The 15,865-nt window shown below is 64.3% G+C and carries 13 protein-coding genes and 1 pseudogene; 8 read left to right on the top strand and 6 right to left on the bottom strand.

Going from position 1 to position 15,865, the window contains the following annotated elements; translation table 11 throughout:
- Positions 1-3: 3 nt before the first annotated feature.
- Entirely contained in the window at positions 4-174 is a 171-nt protein-coding gene (locus NKH22_RS14940; RefSeq protein WP_023702047.1) for a hypothetical protein, read from the bottom strand.
- A 172-nt stretch (positions 175-346) separates the two neighbouring features.
- On the opposite strand from NKH22_RS14940, the pseudogene NKH22_RS14935 reads away from it, so the two are divergent.
- Positions 347-799: pseudogene (locus NKH22_RS14935) on the top strand (endonuclease domain-containing protein).
- A gap of 187 nt (positions 800-986) precedes the next feature.
- A complete protein-coding gene (glyS, locus tag NKH22_RS14930) occupies positions 987-3,455 on the top strand; it encodes a glycine--tRNA ligase subunit beta (protein ID WP_352909970.1) in 2,469 nt (822 codons plus the stop codon).
- A gap of 80 nt (positions 3,456-3,535) precedes the next feature.
- On the opposite strand, the gene NKH22_RS14925 is transcribed toward glyS, so the two are convergent.
- The gene (locus tag NKH22_RS14925) at positions 3,536-3,925 is read right to left on the bottom strand and encodes a hypothetical protein (RefSeq protein ID WP_023821019.1); all 390 of its coding nucleotides are present in this window, start codon (positions 3,923-3,925) and stop codon (positions 3,536-3,538) included.
- A 159-nt stretch (positions 3,926-4,084) separates the two neighbouring features.
- Entirely contained in the window at positions 4,085-4,537 is a 453-nt protein-coding gene (locus NKH22_RS14920; protein ID WP_352909967.1) for a hypothetical protein, read from the bottom strand.
- 372 nt (positions 4,538-4,909) lie between these two features.
- On the opposite strand from NKH22_RS14920, the gene NKH22_RS14915 reads away from it, so the two are divergent.
- The 3 genes from NKH22_RS14915 to NKH22_RS14905 all read left to right on the top strand — a co-directional run bounded on the left by NKH22_RS14915 (position 4,910) and on the right by NKH22_RS14905 (position 8,075).
- Positions 4,910-5,875 (top strand): L-threonylcarbamoyladenylate synthase, encoded by a 966-nt coding sequence (locus NKH22_RS14915; protein WP_023709889.1) that lies wholly within the window; start codon positions 4,910-4,912, stop codon positions 5,873-5,875.
- 18 nt (positions 5,876-5,893) lie between these two features.
- Positions 5,894-7,324, top strand: coding sequence for an FAD-binding oxidoreductase (locus tag NKH22_RS14910; protein ID WP_023821020.1), 1,431 nt, complete (start codon positions 5,894-5,896; stop codon positions 7,322-7,324).
- A gap of 184 nt (positions 7,325-7,508) precedes the next feature.
- Positions 7,509-8,075 (top strand): DUF6101 family protein, encoded by a 567-nt coding sequence (locus NKH22_RS14905; protein WP_023743668.1) that lies wholly within the window; start codon positions 7,509-7,511, stop codon positions 8,073-8,075.
- A gap of 173 nt (positions 8,076-8,248) precedes the next feature.
- On the opposite strand, the gene ubiA is transcribed toward NKH22_RS14905, so the two are convergent.
- Positions 8,249-9,232, bottom strand: a complete 984-nt coding sequence (ubiA, locus tag NKH22_RS14900; RefSeq protein WP_023727500.1) for a 4-hydroxybenzoate octaprenyltransferase — start codon at positions 9,230-9,232, stop codon at positions 8,249-8,251.
- A 51-nt stretch (positions 9,233-9,283) separates the two neighbouring features.
- Positions 9,284-10,195 carry a LysR family transcriptional regulator gene (locus tag NKH22_RS14895; protein WP_023821021.1) on the bottom strand — a complete coding sequence of 304 codons (912 nt, stop codon included), beginning with the start codon at positions 10,193-10,195 and terminating at the stop codon, positions 9,284-9,286.
- 90 nt (positions 10,196-10,285) lie between these two features.
- On the opposite strand from NKH22_RS14895, the gene NKH22_RS14890 reads away from it, so the two are divergent.
- Positions 10,286-11,080, top strand: coding sequence for a phytanoyl-CoA dioxygenase family protein (locus NKH22_RS14890; protein ID WP_023698496.1), 795 nt, complete (start codon positions 10,286-10,288; stop codon positions 11,078-11,080).
- A gap of 145 nt (positions 11,081-11,225) precedes the next feature.
- Positions 11,226-12,512, top strand: a complete 1,287-nt coding sequence (gene purD, locus NKH22_RS14885) for a phosphoribosylamine--glycine ligase (RefSeq protein ID WP_023821022.1) — start codon at positions 11,226-11,228, stop codon at positions 12,510-12,512.
- A 3-nt stretch (positions 12,513-12,515) separates the two neighbouring features.
- On the opposite strand, the gene NKH22_RS14880 is transcribed toward purD, so the two are convergent.
- Positions 12,516-13,628, bottom strand: coding sequence for a glycoside hydrolase family 25 protein (locus NKH22_RS14880; protein ID WP_032902059.1), 1,113 nt, complete (start codon positions 13,626-13,628; stop codon positions 12,516-12,518).
- Positions 13,629-14,074: 446 nt separating this feature from the next.
- Here NKH22_RS14880 and NKH22_RS14875 point away from each other — a divergent pair, with 446 nt between their 5' ends.
- Positions 14,075-15,844, top strand: a complete 1,770-nt coding sequence (locus tag NKH22_RS14875) for an acyl-CoA dehydrogenase family protein (protein WP_352909962.1) — start codon at positions 14,075-14,077, stop codon at positions 15,842-15,844.
- The last annotated feature ends 21 nt before the right edge of the window (positions 15,845-15,865 follow it).

Raw genomic sequence — 15,865 nt, 5'->3', positions numbered from 1 at the left:
GGCTCACTTCATCATTTCGGGGGAAATGTTGATTGGCGCCGAGAACTGGCCAGACGATCCCGCCATGGTCCGCATAGCCTGCCGCACACCCGGCATCGAGAAGGCGCCATGCACCTGCGCGGCGAAACAGGCGCTGAGCGCGATGATCTGGAGAAGTCTCGATGCCGTTTTCATGGTCGTTCAGCCAATAGGTCCCTGCCTGAGCGTTGGTCGCTTCAGCGCTGCGTTTGGTTCATGGAAATCTTTGATCAAAGGACGGGCGGGCTGGTTGCGGCCCGACAGGGGCGGTCAAAATTCCTGGAAACAGCGGTCAGCCGAGTAGCTATGCCCTCTTACCTCCCCCTAGATGGGGGAGGTCGCCGCGAAGCGGCGGGTGGGGGTGACAGCGCGACGTTCCATGCCAAAACTCGATCGATTCAAGCTGCAGTCTGCGCAAAGGCTTCGCGCGGCGATGACCGACGAGGAACGCATCCTGTGGCGGCATCTGTGGCGCATTCCAGTAGAAGGCACTCATTTTCGCAGGCAGGCGTAGGTAGGCGTTTACTTCCCTGATTTCATCTCCCACCGGCTGAAGCTGATCATTGAGGTGGACGGTGCCCATCACAGCTTCGATGACCAGCTGCGCCATGACGAGCGTCGAACGAAATGGTTCGAGAGCCAAGGCTACCGTGTCATTCGCTTCTGGAACCATGAAATCAAAAACGAACTGGATTCCGTGCTCGATACGATCTATGCGGCGGTGGAAGAACGAAAATCACACCTGCGTTTGCGCGATGGTGCCGAAGGTATCGGCGGCTGAGAGGTCGCCACCCCACCCCGGCGCTACGCGCCGACCCTCCCCATCGAGGGGAGGGTGGGAGCCTAACTATGCCTGATCTGCTTCTAGAACTTCGCTCCGAGGAAATCCCCGCCCGGCCGCGCAACCGCAGCGCCGGAGGCGCGAGGACGCGCAATCAGGGAGAAGGCATGCGGGTGGAGAAACTCTGATGCCGGATCTTTTGCTAGAACTTCGCTCCGAGGAAATCCCCGCCCGTATGCAGCGCAAGGCGGCGGGCGATCTCGGGAAGATGCTGACCGACGGTCTGGTCGAGGCGGGTCTGACCTATGACGCCGCGCGCGAATACTGGACGCCGCGGCGCCTGGCGCTCGATGTCAGGGGCCTGACCGCGCGCTCGAAGGATATCCACGAGGAGATCAAGGGGCCGTCGACGACGGCGCCGGAACAGGCGGTGCAGGGTTTTCTGCGCAAGGCAGGCCTTGCCTCGGTTGCCGAGGCGCATGTTCATTCCGATCCGAAGAAGGGCGATTTCTACGTCGCCCATATTTCGAAGCCGGGCAGGGCGGCGGAAGAAATCATCGCCGAACTGGTGCCGGCCATCATTCGCGGCTTCCCCTGGCCGACATCGATGCGCTGGGGGCCGGCTTCAGCCAAGCCCGGTTCGCTGCGCTGGGTGCGGCCGCTGCAGACGATTCTGTGCACCTTCGGCCCGGAGACCGAGGAGCCGGTGGTGGTCGATTTCGAGATCGATGGCATCCGCTCGGGCAATATCACCTACGGCCATCGTTTCATGGCGCCGGGAGAAATCACCGTGCGCCGCTTCGACGATTACGTGACCAAGCTGGAAGCGGCCAAGGTCGTGCTCGATGGCGACCGCCGCAAGGAGATCATCCTTGCCGACGCCCGCAACCTCGCCTTCGCCAACGGGCTCGATCTGGTCGAGGACGAAGGGTTGTTGGAAGAAGTGTCGGGCCTGGTCGAATGGCCGGTGGTGCTGATGGGCGAATTCGAGCAGGCCTTTCTTGCCATACCGCCAGAAGTGGTCCGGCTGACCATCCGCGCCAATCAGAAATGCTTTGTCACCCGGCCGCAGGGCGACGGCGAAAACCTCTCCAACCGCTTCATCCTCACCGCCAACATCGAGGCCAAGGACGGCGGCAAGGAGATCGCGCACGGCAACGGCAAGGTGGTGCGTGCCCGCCTGTCGGACGCGCTGTATTTCTGGAAGACCGACCAGGGCGATCTGCCGGATCTGGAGCAGCTCGAGGCGTCGGCGAAGAAATTCGGGCTCGATCTGAAAAAGCCGCTCGACCAGCGCATGGCCCGCCTCGACCATCTCAATGTCACCTTTCACGCCAAGCTCGGTACGCAAGGCGATCGGGTGGAGCGGATCAAGCGGCTGGCGCAGGAGCTGGCGCCAACAGTGGCGCAGTCGATCTCCCCCCTTGAGGGGGAGATGGCCGGCAGGCCAGAGGGGGTCGCTTCGGCTGCCGCGACGCCGTCCGGTCTCTCGAAGAAAGAGGGAGTTGGCACTCCACGCGAGACGACCCCCTCTGTCGCCTTCGGCGACATCTCCCCCTCAAGGGGGGAGATTACCGCGCTCGCCGCTCGCGCCGCCGTGCTGGCCAAGGCTGATCTCACGACAGAAGCAGTGGGCGAGTTTCCGGAACTGCAAGGCGCAATGGGCCGCAAATACGCGCTGCTGCAGGGTGAGCATCCGTCCGTGGCTGCGGCGATCGAGGAGCACTACAAACCGCAAGGTCCGTCGGATAGCGTGCCGACCAATCCGGTGTCGATTGCCGTCGCGCTGGCCGACAAAATCGATACGCTGGTCGGCTTCTGGGTCATTGATGAAAAGCCGACGGGGTCGAAGGACCCTTACGCGCTGAGAAGGGCCGCACTGGGCGTGGTGAGAATCCTGATCGAGAATGGGATCTCACTGCCGCTGACATCGCTCTTCGATAGTGCCTATCAAACGGCGAGTTATCTCGCGTCTAAGGCTGGACGGGCATTTGGGCCCGACCTCCTCGCCTTCTTCCACGACCGCCTGAAAGTCTATCTCCGCGACCAGGGCGCTCGGCATGATCTCATTGACGCCGTGCTGGCAGGTGGTGGAAGCGCGCCAATCTCCCCCCTTTTGGGGGCGGCGAAGCCGACAAAGGGGGGCGCTGTCCCGCCGACCTCTCATTCTGGCGCGCCCCCCTCTGCCCTGCCGGGCATCTCCCCCACAAGGGGGGAGATCGGCCAATCGCACTCGGACGACCTCCTGCAGATCGTGCGTCGCGTCGAAGCTCTGGGGTTCTTCCTCGACACCGAGGCCGGCAAGAACCTGCTCGCCGGCGCCAAGCGGGCGGCCAACATTCTGGCTGCCGAAGAGAAGAAGAAAACGCTCGTCGCCGAGACTGTTGAGCCGGCGCTGTTTCGCGAGGAGGCCGAGAAATCGCTGTTTGCAGCGGTGAATCAGGCGGAGAGAGAAGCCGGCGAAGCGATTCAAAACGAAGACTTTTCCGCCGCCATGCTGGCGCTTAGCGTGCTGCGCGAACCGGTTGATTCATTCTTTGAACGTGTTCTCGTGAATGATGAGGACCAGGCCGTGCGCGCCAACCGTCTGGCATTGCTCGCCCGCATCCGCACGGCCACCGACCAGGTGGCTGATTTCTCCAGAATAGCTGGCTAGCTAAGGGACGGACAAGCCCGAACACGGGCGGCGTTCACACGCCGCCCGTCTTGTTTTCAGTCCTCCCGAGGCTGACTCCGTCAGTCCTCCAAAATGCTGACATGCACGCTGTCTGAATAGACGTCGACCTGGATCAGCGGCTCGCCATTGACGATGGCGTTCCGTGTCGAGGAGCTCATCGCGCCACCGCGCTTCAGCATGCGTTCCAGATACGCGCGATCATCGTTGCTGCGGAACCAGTCATCGCCCTGGTCGTCGGCATCGCGCCGGTGGAACTTGTGCCAGTTGGCACGGTCCTGCCGCACCATCTGTGCTGCGCTACTCAGCTCATAGCCGTCGCTGGCATGGTGGTCGCGATCGGAAATGCGCGCGACGTAGGACCCTAGCTCGTCACCGGCCTGCGCGCCGCCGACACCTATAGGTGACGCCAGCAACAGGCCGGCAATAATCAAAGATTTCGTTATGTTCATGATAACCCCTCGCTCTCCTACAACCCGGCGCGCTCATGCCAAAACCGATTGGCGAAATTGGGGCCGCCGCCGCCAAGCCGATCGTGCGCCGGGCTGTCGATTGGCGTCAAGCGGCATGGATTGGCCGACTGTCTTGGCCGACTGTTTTGGCTGAATGGCCTACTCGGCTTTGCCGACGCCCTCGATCGGCTGCTGCGGTGTTGTTGCCGGCTGCGGCGCTGCCGGTTGCGACTCGGGCTTGCCGTTCGATGCCGTTGCAGTTCCGGCTGGTGCGGTCTCTGCCGTCGGCTCAGTTGCCGGCGCCGCGGCGCTCGCCCTGGCCGGAGCCGGCGCGGCGAAGGCGCCGCCGACGATGCCGCCGCGAATGATCATCGGATCCTGCCTAGGCTTTTCGGGGATCGCCGCGACCTTTTCATAAGTCACATCGGGCTGGGCATCGCCGAGAGCGACGATCGATGGCGTCGAGGCGGTCCTGACCGGTTCGGATCCGCCAACCTTGATGACCGATGGCGTCGAGGTCGAGACGCCGAAAAAGACGATCGACGAGGCGTGCGCCCCACCGGTCATCGCCGCCAGGGTGAAACCAAGCGCTCCAAGCACACGCATCGACATCGAAACCGTCCCCTTGCCCGACAAGCCGCCAGCCCTAACCGCAAATAGCCTTAACCCCAGTGGATTGATGCCGGCTTGCAGGGAAACGTAGCATTTTAGGCATTGATAATTCGCCAACGCCGGCTTGCCCGAAAACCACTGCCGTATTAGAGCAATTCCAGGAAAAGTGAGTAGCGGTTTTCCGTCCGGAATTGCGCAAAAACAAATACTTAGAGCGTTTCAGCGAACCGCTGAACCGCTCTAATGCATGTCGCTCAAAAGTGGCCCCGGTTTTGAGAGAACGACATGCATCAAAACAAAGACCTAAAGCGCGTCGCATGAATCCGGTTCAGCGCGACGCGCTTTAGGTCCGGTGCCTGTGAGGTGAAGCGAGTGGCTGAGATACTATCCGTCGGCGAAGCGATGGAGCAGGCGTTGGCGCTGCTTGAGGGCGGCGACGTCGTCGCCATCCCGACGGAGACCGTCTATGGACTGGCCAGCGACGCGACCAATGGCGTCGGCGTCGCCCGCATTTTCGAAGCCAAGGGCCGGCCGCGCTTCAACCCGCTGATCGCCCATGTCGCCGATCTGGCGATGGCCGAGCGCATTGCGATCTTCGACCCGCTTTCGAAGCGGCTGGCCGAGGCGTTCTGGCCGGGGCCGCTGACGCTGGTGCTGCCGCTCCGACCCGGCAACGGCATCCATCCGCTGGTCACCGCCGGGCTGGACACGATCGCGCTGCGCATGCCCAGGGGGTTCGGCGGCGAGCTGATCGCCAGACTCGGCCGGCCGTTGGCCGCGCCCAGCGCGAACTCTTCGGGCAAGATCAGCGCCACGACGGCGCAAGCCGTCGCGGCCGATCTCGGCGCCAAAATCCAGCTGGTGGTCGATGGCGGCGCCACCCCGGTCGGGCTGGAATCGACCATCGTCAAGGTCGAAGGCAACAGCGTGCGGCTGCTGAGGCCAGGCGGCATCGCTGCCGCCGATATCGAGGCCGTCACCGGCATTAAGCTGCAGCGCGGCGCGACAGCCGGCATCGAGGCGCCCGGCATGCTGGCGTCGCATTATGCGCCGCGCGCATCGGTGCGGCTCGATGCACAGAGTGTGGCTGAAGGCGAGGCCTTGCTGGCCTTTGGTGGCGACCGCGCCGAAGGCTGGCAAGCGGCGGCCGCCTTGCGCAACCTGTCCGCGTCAGGCGATTTGCGCGAAGCCGCAAGCAATCTGTTCGCGTATTTGCAGGAACTCGACCGCAGCGGTGCGGCGACGATCGCCGTCGAGCCGATCCCGTTCGATGGGCTCGGCGAGGCGATCAACGATCGGCTGTTTCGTGCCGCTGCCCCCCGTGACAAGCTCGATTGAGCGCCATAGTTTGCGCCCATGAACGACGCACCCTTCGACCTCGATCCCGCTCCCATCGCCCGCTTCGCGGCAATCGTCGGCGACAAATATGCGCTGCGCGACCAGGCCGATATTGCGCCGTATCTGACCGAGCGGCGCGGCCTATGGCACGGCAGGACCGCCTTGGTGCTGCGTCCCGGCAGCGTCGACGAGATCAGCCGGATCATGCGCCTGGCGAGCGAGACGGGAACGCCGGTCGTGCCGCAAAGCGGCAACACCGGGCTGGTCGGCGCCCAGGTGCCGGATGCCTCCGGCCGCGAGATCGTGCTTTCTTTGTCGCGGCTGAACCGCATTCGCGAGATCGACGTCTTCTCGAACACGGTGACCGTCGAAGCCGGCGTCATCCTGCAGACGCTGCAGGAAGCCGCCGACGCCGCCGACCGGCTGTTTCCGCTGTCGCTTGCCGCGCAGGGCTCCTGCCAAATCGGCGGCAACCTCTCGTCCAATGCCGGCGGCACCGGCGTGCTCGCCTATGGCAATGCGCGCGAACTCTGCCTCGGCGTCGAAGTGGTGCTGCCGACCGGCGAAGTCTTCGACGATCTGCGCAAACTGAAGAAGGACAACACCGGTTACGATCTGAAGAACCTGTTCGTCGGCGCCGAAGGCACGCTCGGCATCATCACCGCGGCGGTGCTGAAACTGTTTCCCAAGCCCAAGGGGCGCGAAGTGGCCTTTGCCGGCCTGTCGTCGCCGGAAGCAGCGCTTTCGCTGTTCAGCCTGGCGATGGACCGGGCAGGGGCGGCACTCACCGCCTTCGAGCTGATCGGCCAGCGTCCTTATGATTTCACGCTGCGCCATGCGCAGGGCGTCACGCGGCCGCTGGCGCAGGATTGGCCATGGTATGTGTTGATGCAGGTGTCGTCGGGCCGTTCGGCCGAGGACGCCAGGGGGCTGATCGAAGAAGTGCTGTCGGCAGGCCTCCAGCAAGGCATCGTCGGCGACGCGGTGATCGCGGCCAGCCTGGCGCAGGGCGACGCGTTCTGGAACTTCCGCGAGGTGCTGCCGGATTCGCAAAAGCCCGAAGGCGCTTCGATCAAGCATGATATTTCGGTACCGGTGGCATCCATCCCGGCGTTTATCGAAAAGGCGGCCGGTGCAGTGGCTTCGGTCAGTCCGCAGGCGCGCGTGGTCTGCTTCGGCCATATGGGCGACGGCAATCTCCACTACAACATCTCCCGGCCGGAGGGCGGTGACGACGAAGCGTTTCTCGGCCTCTACCACGCCATGAACCATGCCGTGCACGATGTTGTGCGCTCCTTCCACGGCTCGATCTCGGCCGAGCACGGCATCGGCCAGTTGAAGCGCGACGAGCTGATCGCGACCGCGCCGCCAATGGCGATCGAACTGATGCGCCGGGTGAAGGCGGCCTTCGATCCGGCCGGGATCATGAATCCCGGTAAGGTTATCTGATCCTTTCAACATCTAGTGGCTGGTCTCATTCCGATAACCATCCACTGAGATCAGCAAAATTTAACTGACTTTCTTAAGCCGGGCGGTAAGGAGCCCGCGCTAATATTCTCCACAACGAGGCAGGGAAAACCGGCCCGGAGAGACCCGCAAAACGGCTCTCAGGAGAAACACAGGAAGGCAGTAGATGAACAGTGTACTGAAGCCCGTCTGGGCCGGGCGCAATATGCGTCTTGACCCATTCCGCCTGCCGCAAGTGGTGAGCTATGCCACGCGCGACGACTATGGCGACGTAACCTTCACCATCGACCAGCGTGGCGCCGTCATCCGCCGTACGCTCGAGATGAGCGGCGTGCCGGCGATCATCGCTCTGCCCGCCAACGCGTTTCGCGGCGTTGCCGCCCGCGCCATGGAGGATCCGGAAGGCAATGTCACGGTAACCCTGGAACTCCTGCACAACGACCCGATGCTGTCGGTGCCGCTGCTGGTGGCCGACGATCTCGAAGACGTCGCCGCCGACTGGCGCGCCTGGGCCGATGCCTATCGGCTGCAGATGCTTTTGATCGAATCCGACGGAATTGCCCGCACGCTTGAGGAATCGCTGGGCGCCGCCATCAAGGCGCTGCCGGCCAAGGATCGCCGCAAAGGCCGGGTCTCGACCACGCGCCGCCCACGCTTCCTCGCCCGCCGCAGGGCCGGCGACCTCGGGCTGAGGCTGGTTATTGATGGCCAGGAGATTATTTCGAGAGAATAGAGCGCTCTTCTCCTTCCCCCCTTGTGGGGGAAGGTGGATTGCCGCGAAGCGGCAAGACGGATGAGGGGTGTTCCAGGGAACGCCAACGCCTCACTCCGCTGGAGCACCCCTCATCCGTCTCGGCGCTGCGCGTCGATCCACCTTCTCCCACAAGGGGAGAAGGAAGAGGGAGCCTACACCAGCGGCTTCAGCGCCACCCACAGCGCACCGCCGATCAGGCCGAGGAAGATCAGCCAGCCGACCTGGTTGTTCGATTTGAACAGCCGCAGGCATTGATCGGGATCGTTGATATCCAGAACCGCTATCTGCCGCGCCATATGCGCGCCGGCGGCGATCAGCCCGGCCAGCGCCACCACCGGCGCCTGCACCGAGGCGAAGGCGATGGCAAAGCAGACCAGCGTGCCGCCATAAAGCCCGACCAGCCAGGTCTTGGTGTTGTCGCCGAACAGCCGCGCCGTCGAGCGCACGCCGACAATGGCGTCGTCTTCCTTGTCCTGATGCGCGTAGATAGTGTCGTAGCCGATCACCCACAGGATTGAGCCGATATAGAGCATGACGGCCGGGCCATCGAGATCGCCGAACTCGACCGCCCAGCCCATCAGCGCACCCCAGGAGAAGGCGAGCCCGAGCACCAATTGCGGCCAGTTGGTGAAGCGCTTCATGAAGGGATAGACGGCAACGATGACCAGCGAGGCGATGCCGAGCGGAATGGCGAAGTCGTTGAACTGCAACAGCACGACCAGCCCCAGCAGCGCCTGGATGACCAGGAATATCCAGGCCTGGCGGCGCGTCACCTTGCCGGCCGGCAGCGGCCGCGAACGGGTGCGCTCGACCTTGTTGTCGATGTCCTGGTCGACAATGTCGTTATAGGTGCAGCCGGCGCCGCGCATGGCGACGGCGCCGACGAAGAACAGGAACAGGAACCATGGCGACGGGAGCAATGTGAGCAGCGGGTCGCTTGCGCGCGGATAGGCGCTGGCCGCAAGCGCTGCCGACCACCAGCAGGGCCACAGCAGCAATTGCCAGCCGATCGGCCGGTCCCAGCGCGCAAGCTGCGCGTAAGGCCACAGCCAGCGCGGCAATATCTTGTAGACCCAATGGCCGCTCGGCGCGTCGGCGACGCGGCCCTGTGCGGCTTTCGACTGGATGGTTTCCATCGTGCTGGAGTGGCAGCAGCGGCGTGCGCCGTCAAGCGGCCGCATTGTCGCTCAGGCGGTGAAAATATCGTGGCTGGCAAACCATTCCTTCGCCACCTCCGTGAAGGCCAGCGCCGCCTTCGACAGCCTTTGCCTTGTGTCATGGGTGAGGATGATGCGCTGCATCGGCAGCGGATCGGACAGCGGCTTGCAGACCAGCGGCAGCCCGTCATAACTCCTGTCGCCATAAGGCCTGGTGTAGCTCACCGCGACGCCGAAGCCGTTGGCGACCATGCTGCGCTGCAGTTCGAACGAACTCGCCGTCGATTGCGAGACCGGCGACAGGCCGCGGCTGAGGAACAGGTCCAGCATATGCTGCCAGCTATGCGGCTGGTCGGTGGTGATCAAGGGATGGGTCGCCAGCTCCGCCAGGCTGACGCTGGCCTGGCTGGCCAGCGCGTGGCCTTGCGGCAGAAGCGCGTGTGGCCGCAGCTCATGCAGCAGGGTGCGGGCGAAGTGCGAGGGCAGGCCGAGATCGTAGGTCAGGCCGAGATCGATTGCCGCATCGCCGAGCCGCCGGCCGAGCGTCTCGAAGGTCTCGTCGCGGACCACCACGGTGACCGCCGGGCAGCGTTGCGAAAAAGCGCGGATCAGCGCCGGCGCGAAATAGGGCGCCAGATCCTCGAAGCAGCCGAGCACCAGCTCGCCGCCGACATCGGCGTCACGCGTCCCGAGCCCAACCAGTTCATCCACCTCGGCCAGCACCTGCTTTGCCTTCGCCACCGCGCTGCCGCCGAACGAGGTCAAAGCGATGCCGCTGCCGCGCTGGCGCACGAACAATTTCTGGCCGAGCGCCGCTTCGACATTGTCGATCGCCACCGAGATCGACGGCTGCGAGACGTTCAGCATCCGGGCGGCCGCGGTGACGCTGCCGTGGCGGGCAACGGCGACGAGGTAACGCAACTGGGTGAGGGTAAGGTTCATAGGTCAAGACTATAAGAGAGATGAGAAGTTATTATTTTACGCGATGTGCGGCGGCTGCGAAGTCGGTCATCGAAACAGGGGAGACATGAGATGGCCGCCAGACACATCGACGCCGCAGCGATTGCCGACTACCAGCGCGACGGCGCGGTCTGCGTCCGCGGCGTCTTCAAGGACTGGGTCGGCACCATCGCCGCCGGCATCGAGCGCAACATGCAAAACCGCAGCGCCGCAGCGTCCGACATCGCCAATGGCAAGGGCAGCTTCTTCGACGATTATTGCAACTGGGAGCGCATTCCTGAATTCGTCGACGTCGTGCGCAATTCCCCGGCCGCCGAAGTCGCGGCGGCAGCGATGCAGTCGCGTAGCGCCCAGTTCTTCCACGACCATGTGCTGGTCAAGGAGCCGGGCACGCAGAAGCCGACGCCCTGGCATCAGGACATTCCGTACTATTTCGTCGACGGCAGCCAGACCGTCAGCTTCTGGATCCCGATCGATCCGGTCAAGGAGGCGACGCTGCGGCTGATCGCCGGCTCGCACAAATGGGACAAGATGGTGCTGCCGGTGCGCTGGCTGAACGATGACAATTTCTACGCCGGCGAGGGCGATTATCGGCCGGTGCCCGATCCCGACAACGACCCGTCGCTGAGGGTGCTCGAATGGGAGATGGAGCCGGGCGACGCAATCCTGTTCGACTTCCGCACTGCGCACGGCGCGCGCGGCAATCTGACCTCGGCGCGGCGCCGGGCGCTGTCGCTGCGCTGGGTCGGCGACGATGTGCGCTATGTCGAGCGCCCCGGCCGCACCTCGCCGCCCTATCCCGGCCATGACATGAAGCCCGGCCAGAAACTGCGCGAGGACTGGTTTCCGGTTGTCTACCAGAGCTGAGTCGCGAGAGCCGCGCTTCTGCTTCGGCTTGCCGGTGCGTGCGACGTTGCCGTGCGCAACCGGCAAGCAGCGGACCAAAAGTCTTGACCCGCGCCGCGCAGCGCAATAGCGCAGTCCCTGTCGTGAAATGACAAGGGACATCGGCATGCGCGTTTTGTTGATCGGCTCCGGCGGCCGCGAACATGCCCTGGCCTGGAAGATCGCGGCCTCGCCGCTTTTGACCAGGCTCTATGCCGCGCCCGGCAATCCGGGCATCGCCCACGAGGCCGAACTGGTCAAGCTCGACATCGCCGACCATGCCGCTGTTGCCAGCTTCTGCCAGGACAACGCGATCGATCTCGTCGTCGTCGGGCCGGAAGGGCCGCTGGTCGCCGGCATTGCCGACGATCTGCGTGAGCAGGGCATCCGCGTCTTCGGCCCGTCGAAGCGGGCAGCGCGGCTCGAAGGCTCGAAAGGTTTTACCAAGGACCTTTGCGCCAAATACGGCATCCCGACCGCCGCCTATGGCCGCTTCACCGATCTTGCCTCGGCGAAAGCCTATGTCGAAAAGGTCGGCGCGCCGATCGTCATCAAGGCCGACGGGCTTGCCGCCGGCAAGGGCGTCACCATCGCCATGACGCTGGACGAGGCGCGCGCCGCCCTCGATGCTTGTTTCGACGGCGCATTCGGTGACGCCGGCGCTGAGGTAGTAGTCGAGGAATTCATGACCGGCGAGGAGGCGAGTTTCTTCTGCCTGTGCGACGGCACGACCGCACTTCCCTTTGGCACCGCGCAGGACCACAAGCGCGTCGGCGATGGCGATACCGGCCCCAACACCGGCGGCATGGGCGCCTATTCGCCGGCGCCGGTGATGAGCCCCGAAATGGTCGAGCGCACCATGCGCGAGATCGTCGAGCCGACCATGCGCGGCATGGCCGAGCTTGGCGCGCGGTTCGCCGGCATTCTGTTTGCCGGGCTGATGATCACCGACAAGGGGCCGAAGCTGATCGAATACAACACCCGCTTCGGCGATCCCGAGTGTCAGGTGCTGATGATGCGGCTGAAGGACGATCTGCTGGTGCTGCTCAACGCCGCCGTCGACGGCCAGTTGGCGCACAGTTCGATCCGCTGGCGCGACGATGCCGCGCTGACCGTGGTGATGGCGGCACAGGGCTATCCCGGGACGCCGGAAAAAGGCTCGGTCATTCGGGGTCTCGACGAAGCCGCTGGCGAAGGCGTTGAGATTTTCCATGCCGGCACCGCCATCAATGGCGGCGCGCTGGTCGCCAATGGCGGCCGCGTGCTCAACGTCACGGCATCAGGCAAGACGGTGGGCGAAGCGCAAAGCCGCGCTTACGCCGCGCTCGACCGTATCGACTGGCCGCAAGGCTTCTGCCGCCGCGACATAGGCTGGCAGGCGGTGGCGCGGGAAAATGCCAGCGCCGCCACATAAGCCTCAGCGCTCGCGAACCAGTTCCGTCGAAGCGGTGCTGACCGGGTCGGCGGCCTGCGAGAAGGCGGCCTCGAGCAGAGCCTCCGAACGATACGTGGTCCGCTTCCAGGCGACATACTCGGCAATGCCGAAGCGCGCGCGGCGCGGCACCATCTTGACCACCGGCATGCGGAAGGCAGTGCGGAATGTCTGCCAGCGCGCGCCGAGCACCGCCACCATCTCCTCGACCGTCGGTGGCGTCGCCACATCGGCATAGGTGATGGTGACTTTTCCGGCGAGCCCGGCTGCGCGCGAGACTGGCACCGGTATCGAGGCGAGGTAGTCGGGCGGCACGTCGATCAGGCCGCCGAAGGGCCATTGCTGGCGCAGTGCCGCCGCGTCCATCGGCGCGACGTTGACGTCGATATCGTTGGGCGTGCCGGCGACCCGGTAGGGGCAGCGCAGGCGTCCGCAATTGGCCTGCGCCGAGAACTGCCACAGCGCATAGCCCTGCCAGTTGCCCATCGGAAAATGCACGTCGATGTCGGGCTTGTAGCGCGCATACCAGAGCGGCAGCCGCGACAGCAGACGGTATTGGTAGCGGTTGTCGGCGATGTACTGGGCGGTCTTGCCGTTGGTGTAGAGGATCGGGAAACGGCCGAGCCGCCGGTGCACCTGGCGCACGAATTCCTCGGCATCCTCGAGCGACATCCATTGCGAGGGGTCGTTGCCTTCGAGATCGAGGGCGAGCAGATCGTCCGCCGCCGGTTCGGCGAAGTCGATGAAGCTGTTGGCCTGCTCGAGCGGGTTGCCGGGCCGGGCAAGATGATAGGCGCCCCATTTCAGCCCGAGCGCCTTGGCCACCACCTTGCGCGTCTGGAACAGCTCGCGCGTCACCGCAAAGCGTTTCCACAGCGTCTTGCAGAGTTTGACGGCGATCTCGTCGCCATAGCAGAAATAGGGCGGCGGCAGCCCGTCGGAGGCCTTGTTGATGAAGCCGACAATGCGCTTGTCGGTGGCAAGCTGCGCCCACTCGATGGAATTGTATTCATAGGCGTCGACCACCAGCGCGCGGTCGCCATCCCGCCAAGGCTCGGAAAAGTCCGAGGCTGTAGCCGCTGACGTCAGCGCCATCATCGCCGCGAGAGCGATCGCTGAGCGGCGAAGAAGATGCGCCGGCGTTTTCAAACAGGGGATCCCCGCTGACCAAACACCGATGGTGGACCGGTATGGTTAAGGAAGTGCTTTCGGGCAGGAGTCCTGTCGCTCTCGCGACTTCTTCATTTTATGGCGAAGCAAGGAGCGAAGCGACGCGGGGCGGACCATAGTATGCATTCCGCGACTTCGAAGCGTTGCCACGGCGCAGAATTCTGCACCGTTGCGCCCTAGCGCGAGGTCGCGACATGGTACTCGGCGTCCGCTACGCTCCCTCTCCACCTGTGGACGACGAAGTTCGATGAAAATCCGCGTGACAAAGTTTGACGTTTACGTAAAAAGAAGGCCGGAGGCCGCCCAGAGGCGGATGGTTTTGCATCGGCCCGGGTCCTAGGATCGAGCGATCGGAGCAGCGGAGGAGAAGCGGCATGTACAAGGCCCCGGTCGACGACATTTCGTTCACGCTCAAGCATGTCGCCGGGCTCAAGCCGGCACTCGACAGCGGCGCGTTCGGGGACCTCGGCGAAGACCTTGTCGACGCCATCCTGGCCGAGGCCGGCCGCTTCGCCAGCGAGGAGGTGGCGCCGCTCTACAAGATCGGCGACGAACACGGCGCGATGCTGAAGGATGCAGCCGTGACCATGCCGCCCGGTTGGAAGGCGCTTTACCGCAGCTGGATCGACGGTGGCTGGAACGCGCTGTCGGGGCCGGAAGAATTTGGCGGCCAAGGCCTGCCGACCATGTTGGGCATGGCCGCGCTCGAAATGTGGAACTCCGCCGCCATGGCCTTCGGCATCGGCCCGACGCTGACCATGGGCGCCGTCGAGGCGCTGGACAAGCATTCCTCCGAAGCGCTGAAGGCAAAGTATTTGGCAAAGCTCGTCTCCGGCGAGTGGATGGGGACGATGAACCTGACCGAGCCGCAGGCCGGTTCCGATCTCGCAGCCCTGCGCAGCCGCGCCGAGCCTGCCGGCGACGGCACCTACCGCATCTTCGGCCAAAAGATCTTCATCACCTATGGCGAGCATGATTTCACCGACAACATCATCCATCTGGTGTTGGCGCGGCTGCCCGACGCACCGGCCGGCACGCGCGGCATCTCGCTGTTTTTGGTGCCGAAATTCCTGGTCAATGATGCCGGCTCGCTCGGCGCCCGCAACGACGTCTTCTGTTCCGGCCTCGAGCACAAGCTCGGCATCCATGCCTCGCCGACTTGCACCATGATCTATGGCGACGGGTTCCAGGGTGCTGCGCCCGGCGCCATCGGTTGGCTGATCGGCGAGGAGAACAAGGGGCTCGCCTGCATGTTCACCATGATGAACAACGCGAGGCTTTGCGTCGGCATGCAGGGCGTGGCAGTGGCAGAAGCCGCGACGCAGAAGGCGATCGCCTATGCCAATGAGCGCCGCCAGGGCAAGGCATCGGACTTTTCAGGCGCCGGGATGGCGCCGATCGTCCATCACCCCGACGTGCAGCGCAATCTCTTGACCATGAAGGCTTTGACCCAGATCGCCCGCGCCATCTCGTATTCCTGCGCCTATGCCATCGACTTCGCGCGTGTGTCGACAGGCGAGGAGGCCGCGCATTGGCGCGATCGCGCCAATCTGCTGACGCCGCTGGCCAAGGCCTTTTCCACCGATATCGGCGTCGACGTTGCGTCGCTGGGTGTCCAGGTCCACGGCGGCATGGGCTTCATCGAGGAGACGGGCGCGGCCGCGCTCTATCGCGACGCCCGCATTGCGCCGATCTATGAAGGCACCAACGGCATCCAGGCGATCGACCTTGTAGCCCGCAAATTGCCGCTTGGCGGCGGCGAGCATGTGCACGGCTATATCGCCGAACTGAAGGCCATCGCCGACGAGGTGCGGACCTCGAACCTGCGGGGCTTCGGCCGCACCGCCGAAGCGCTTGACCAGGCGTTCGACGATCTCACCGAGGCGACGCGCTTCCTGCAGAAGCTGCTGGCCGACGGCCGTCTGGACGAAGCGCAAGCCGGTGCGACCCCCTATCTCAGGCTGATCTCGCTTGCTGCCGGCGGCGCTTATCTGGCGCGTGGCGGACTTGCCCAGCAGAGCCGCATCGCCCTTTGCCGCTTTTTCGCCGAAAACCTGCTCGGCGAAGTCAGCGCCTTGAAGGAACGCGTAATCGATGGCGCCGAGAGCCTCGCCGCCGCCGGCAAGGCGCTGATATCGGCCTGAATACCACAGCGCTCACCAGGG

The sequence above is a fragment of the Mesorhizobium sp. M1252 genome (genome assembly GCF_040318265.1).
GTDB lineage: Bacteria > Pseudomonadota > Alphaproteobacteria > Rhizobiales > Rhizobiaceae > Mesorhizobium.
This window is presented reverse-complemented; position numbering and strand designations above follow the sequence as displayed.

What these genes read in the sequence shown, in the direction of transcription:
- ubiA (WP_023727500.1), bottom strand. Translation starts at nt 9,232, where the DNA reads ATGGAAACCATCCAGTCGAAAGCCGCACAGGGCCGCGTCGCCGACGCG.
- purD (WP_023821022.1), top strand. Translation starts at nt 11,226, where the DNA reads ATGCGCGTTTTGTTGATCGGCTCCGGCGGCCGCGAACATGCCCTGGCC.
- NKH22_RS14925 (WP_023821019.1), bottom strand. Translation starts at nt 3,925, where the DNA reads ATGAACATAACGAAATCTTTGATTATTGCCGGCCTGTTGCTGGCGTCA.
- glyS (WP_352909970.1), top strand. Translation starts at nt 987, where the DNA reads ATGCCGGATCTTTTGCTAGAACTTCGCTCCGAGGAAATCCCCGCCCGT.
- NKH22_RS14920 (WP_352909967.1), bottom strand. Translation starts at nt 4,537, where the DNA reads ATGTCGATGCGTGTGCTTGGAGCGCTTGGTTTCACCCTGGCGGCGATG.
- NKH22_RS14940 (WP_023702047.1), bottom strand. Translation starts at nt 174, where the DNA reads ATGAAAACGGCATCGAGACTTCTCCAGATCATCGCGCTCAGCGCCTGT.
- NKH22_RS14895 (WP_023821021.1), bottom strand. Translation starts at nt 10,195, where the DNA reads ATGAACCTTACCCTCACCCAGTTGCGTTACCTCGTCGCCGTTGCCCGC.
- NKH22_RS14905 (WP_023743668.1), top strand. Translation starts at nt 7,509, where the DNA reads ATGAACAGTGTACTGAAGCCCGTCTGGGCCGGGCGCAATATGCGTCTT.
- NKH22_RS14890 (WP_023698496.1), top strand. Translation starts at nt 10,286, where the DNA reads ATGGCCGCCAGACACATCGACGCCGCAGCGATTGCCGACTACCAGCGC.
- NKH22_RS14910 (WP_023821020.1), top strand. Translation starts at nt 5,894, where the DNA reads ATGAACGACGCACCCTTCGACCTCGATCCCGCTCCCATCGCCCGCTTC.
- NKH22_RS14875 (WP_352909962.1), top strand. Translation starts at nt 14,075, where the DNA reads ATGTACAAGGCCCCGGTCGACGACATTTCGTTCACGCTCAAGCATGTC.
- NKH22_RS14880 (WP_032902059.1), bottom strand. Translation starts at nt 13,628, where the DNA reads ATGATGGCGCTGACGTCAGCGGCTACAGCCTCGGACTTTTCCGAGCCT.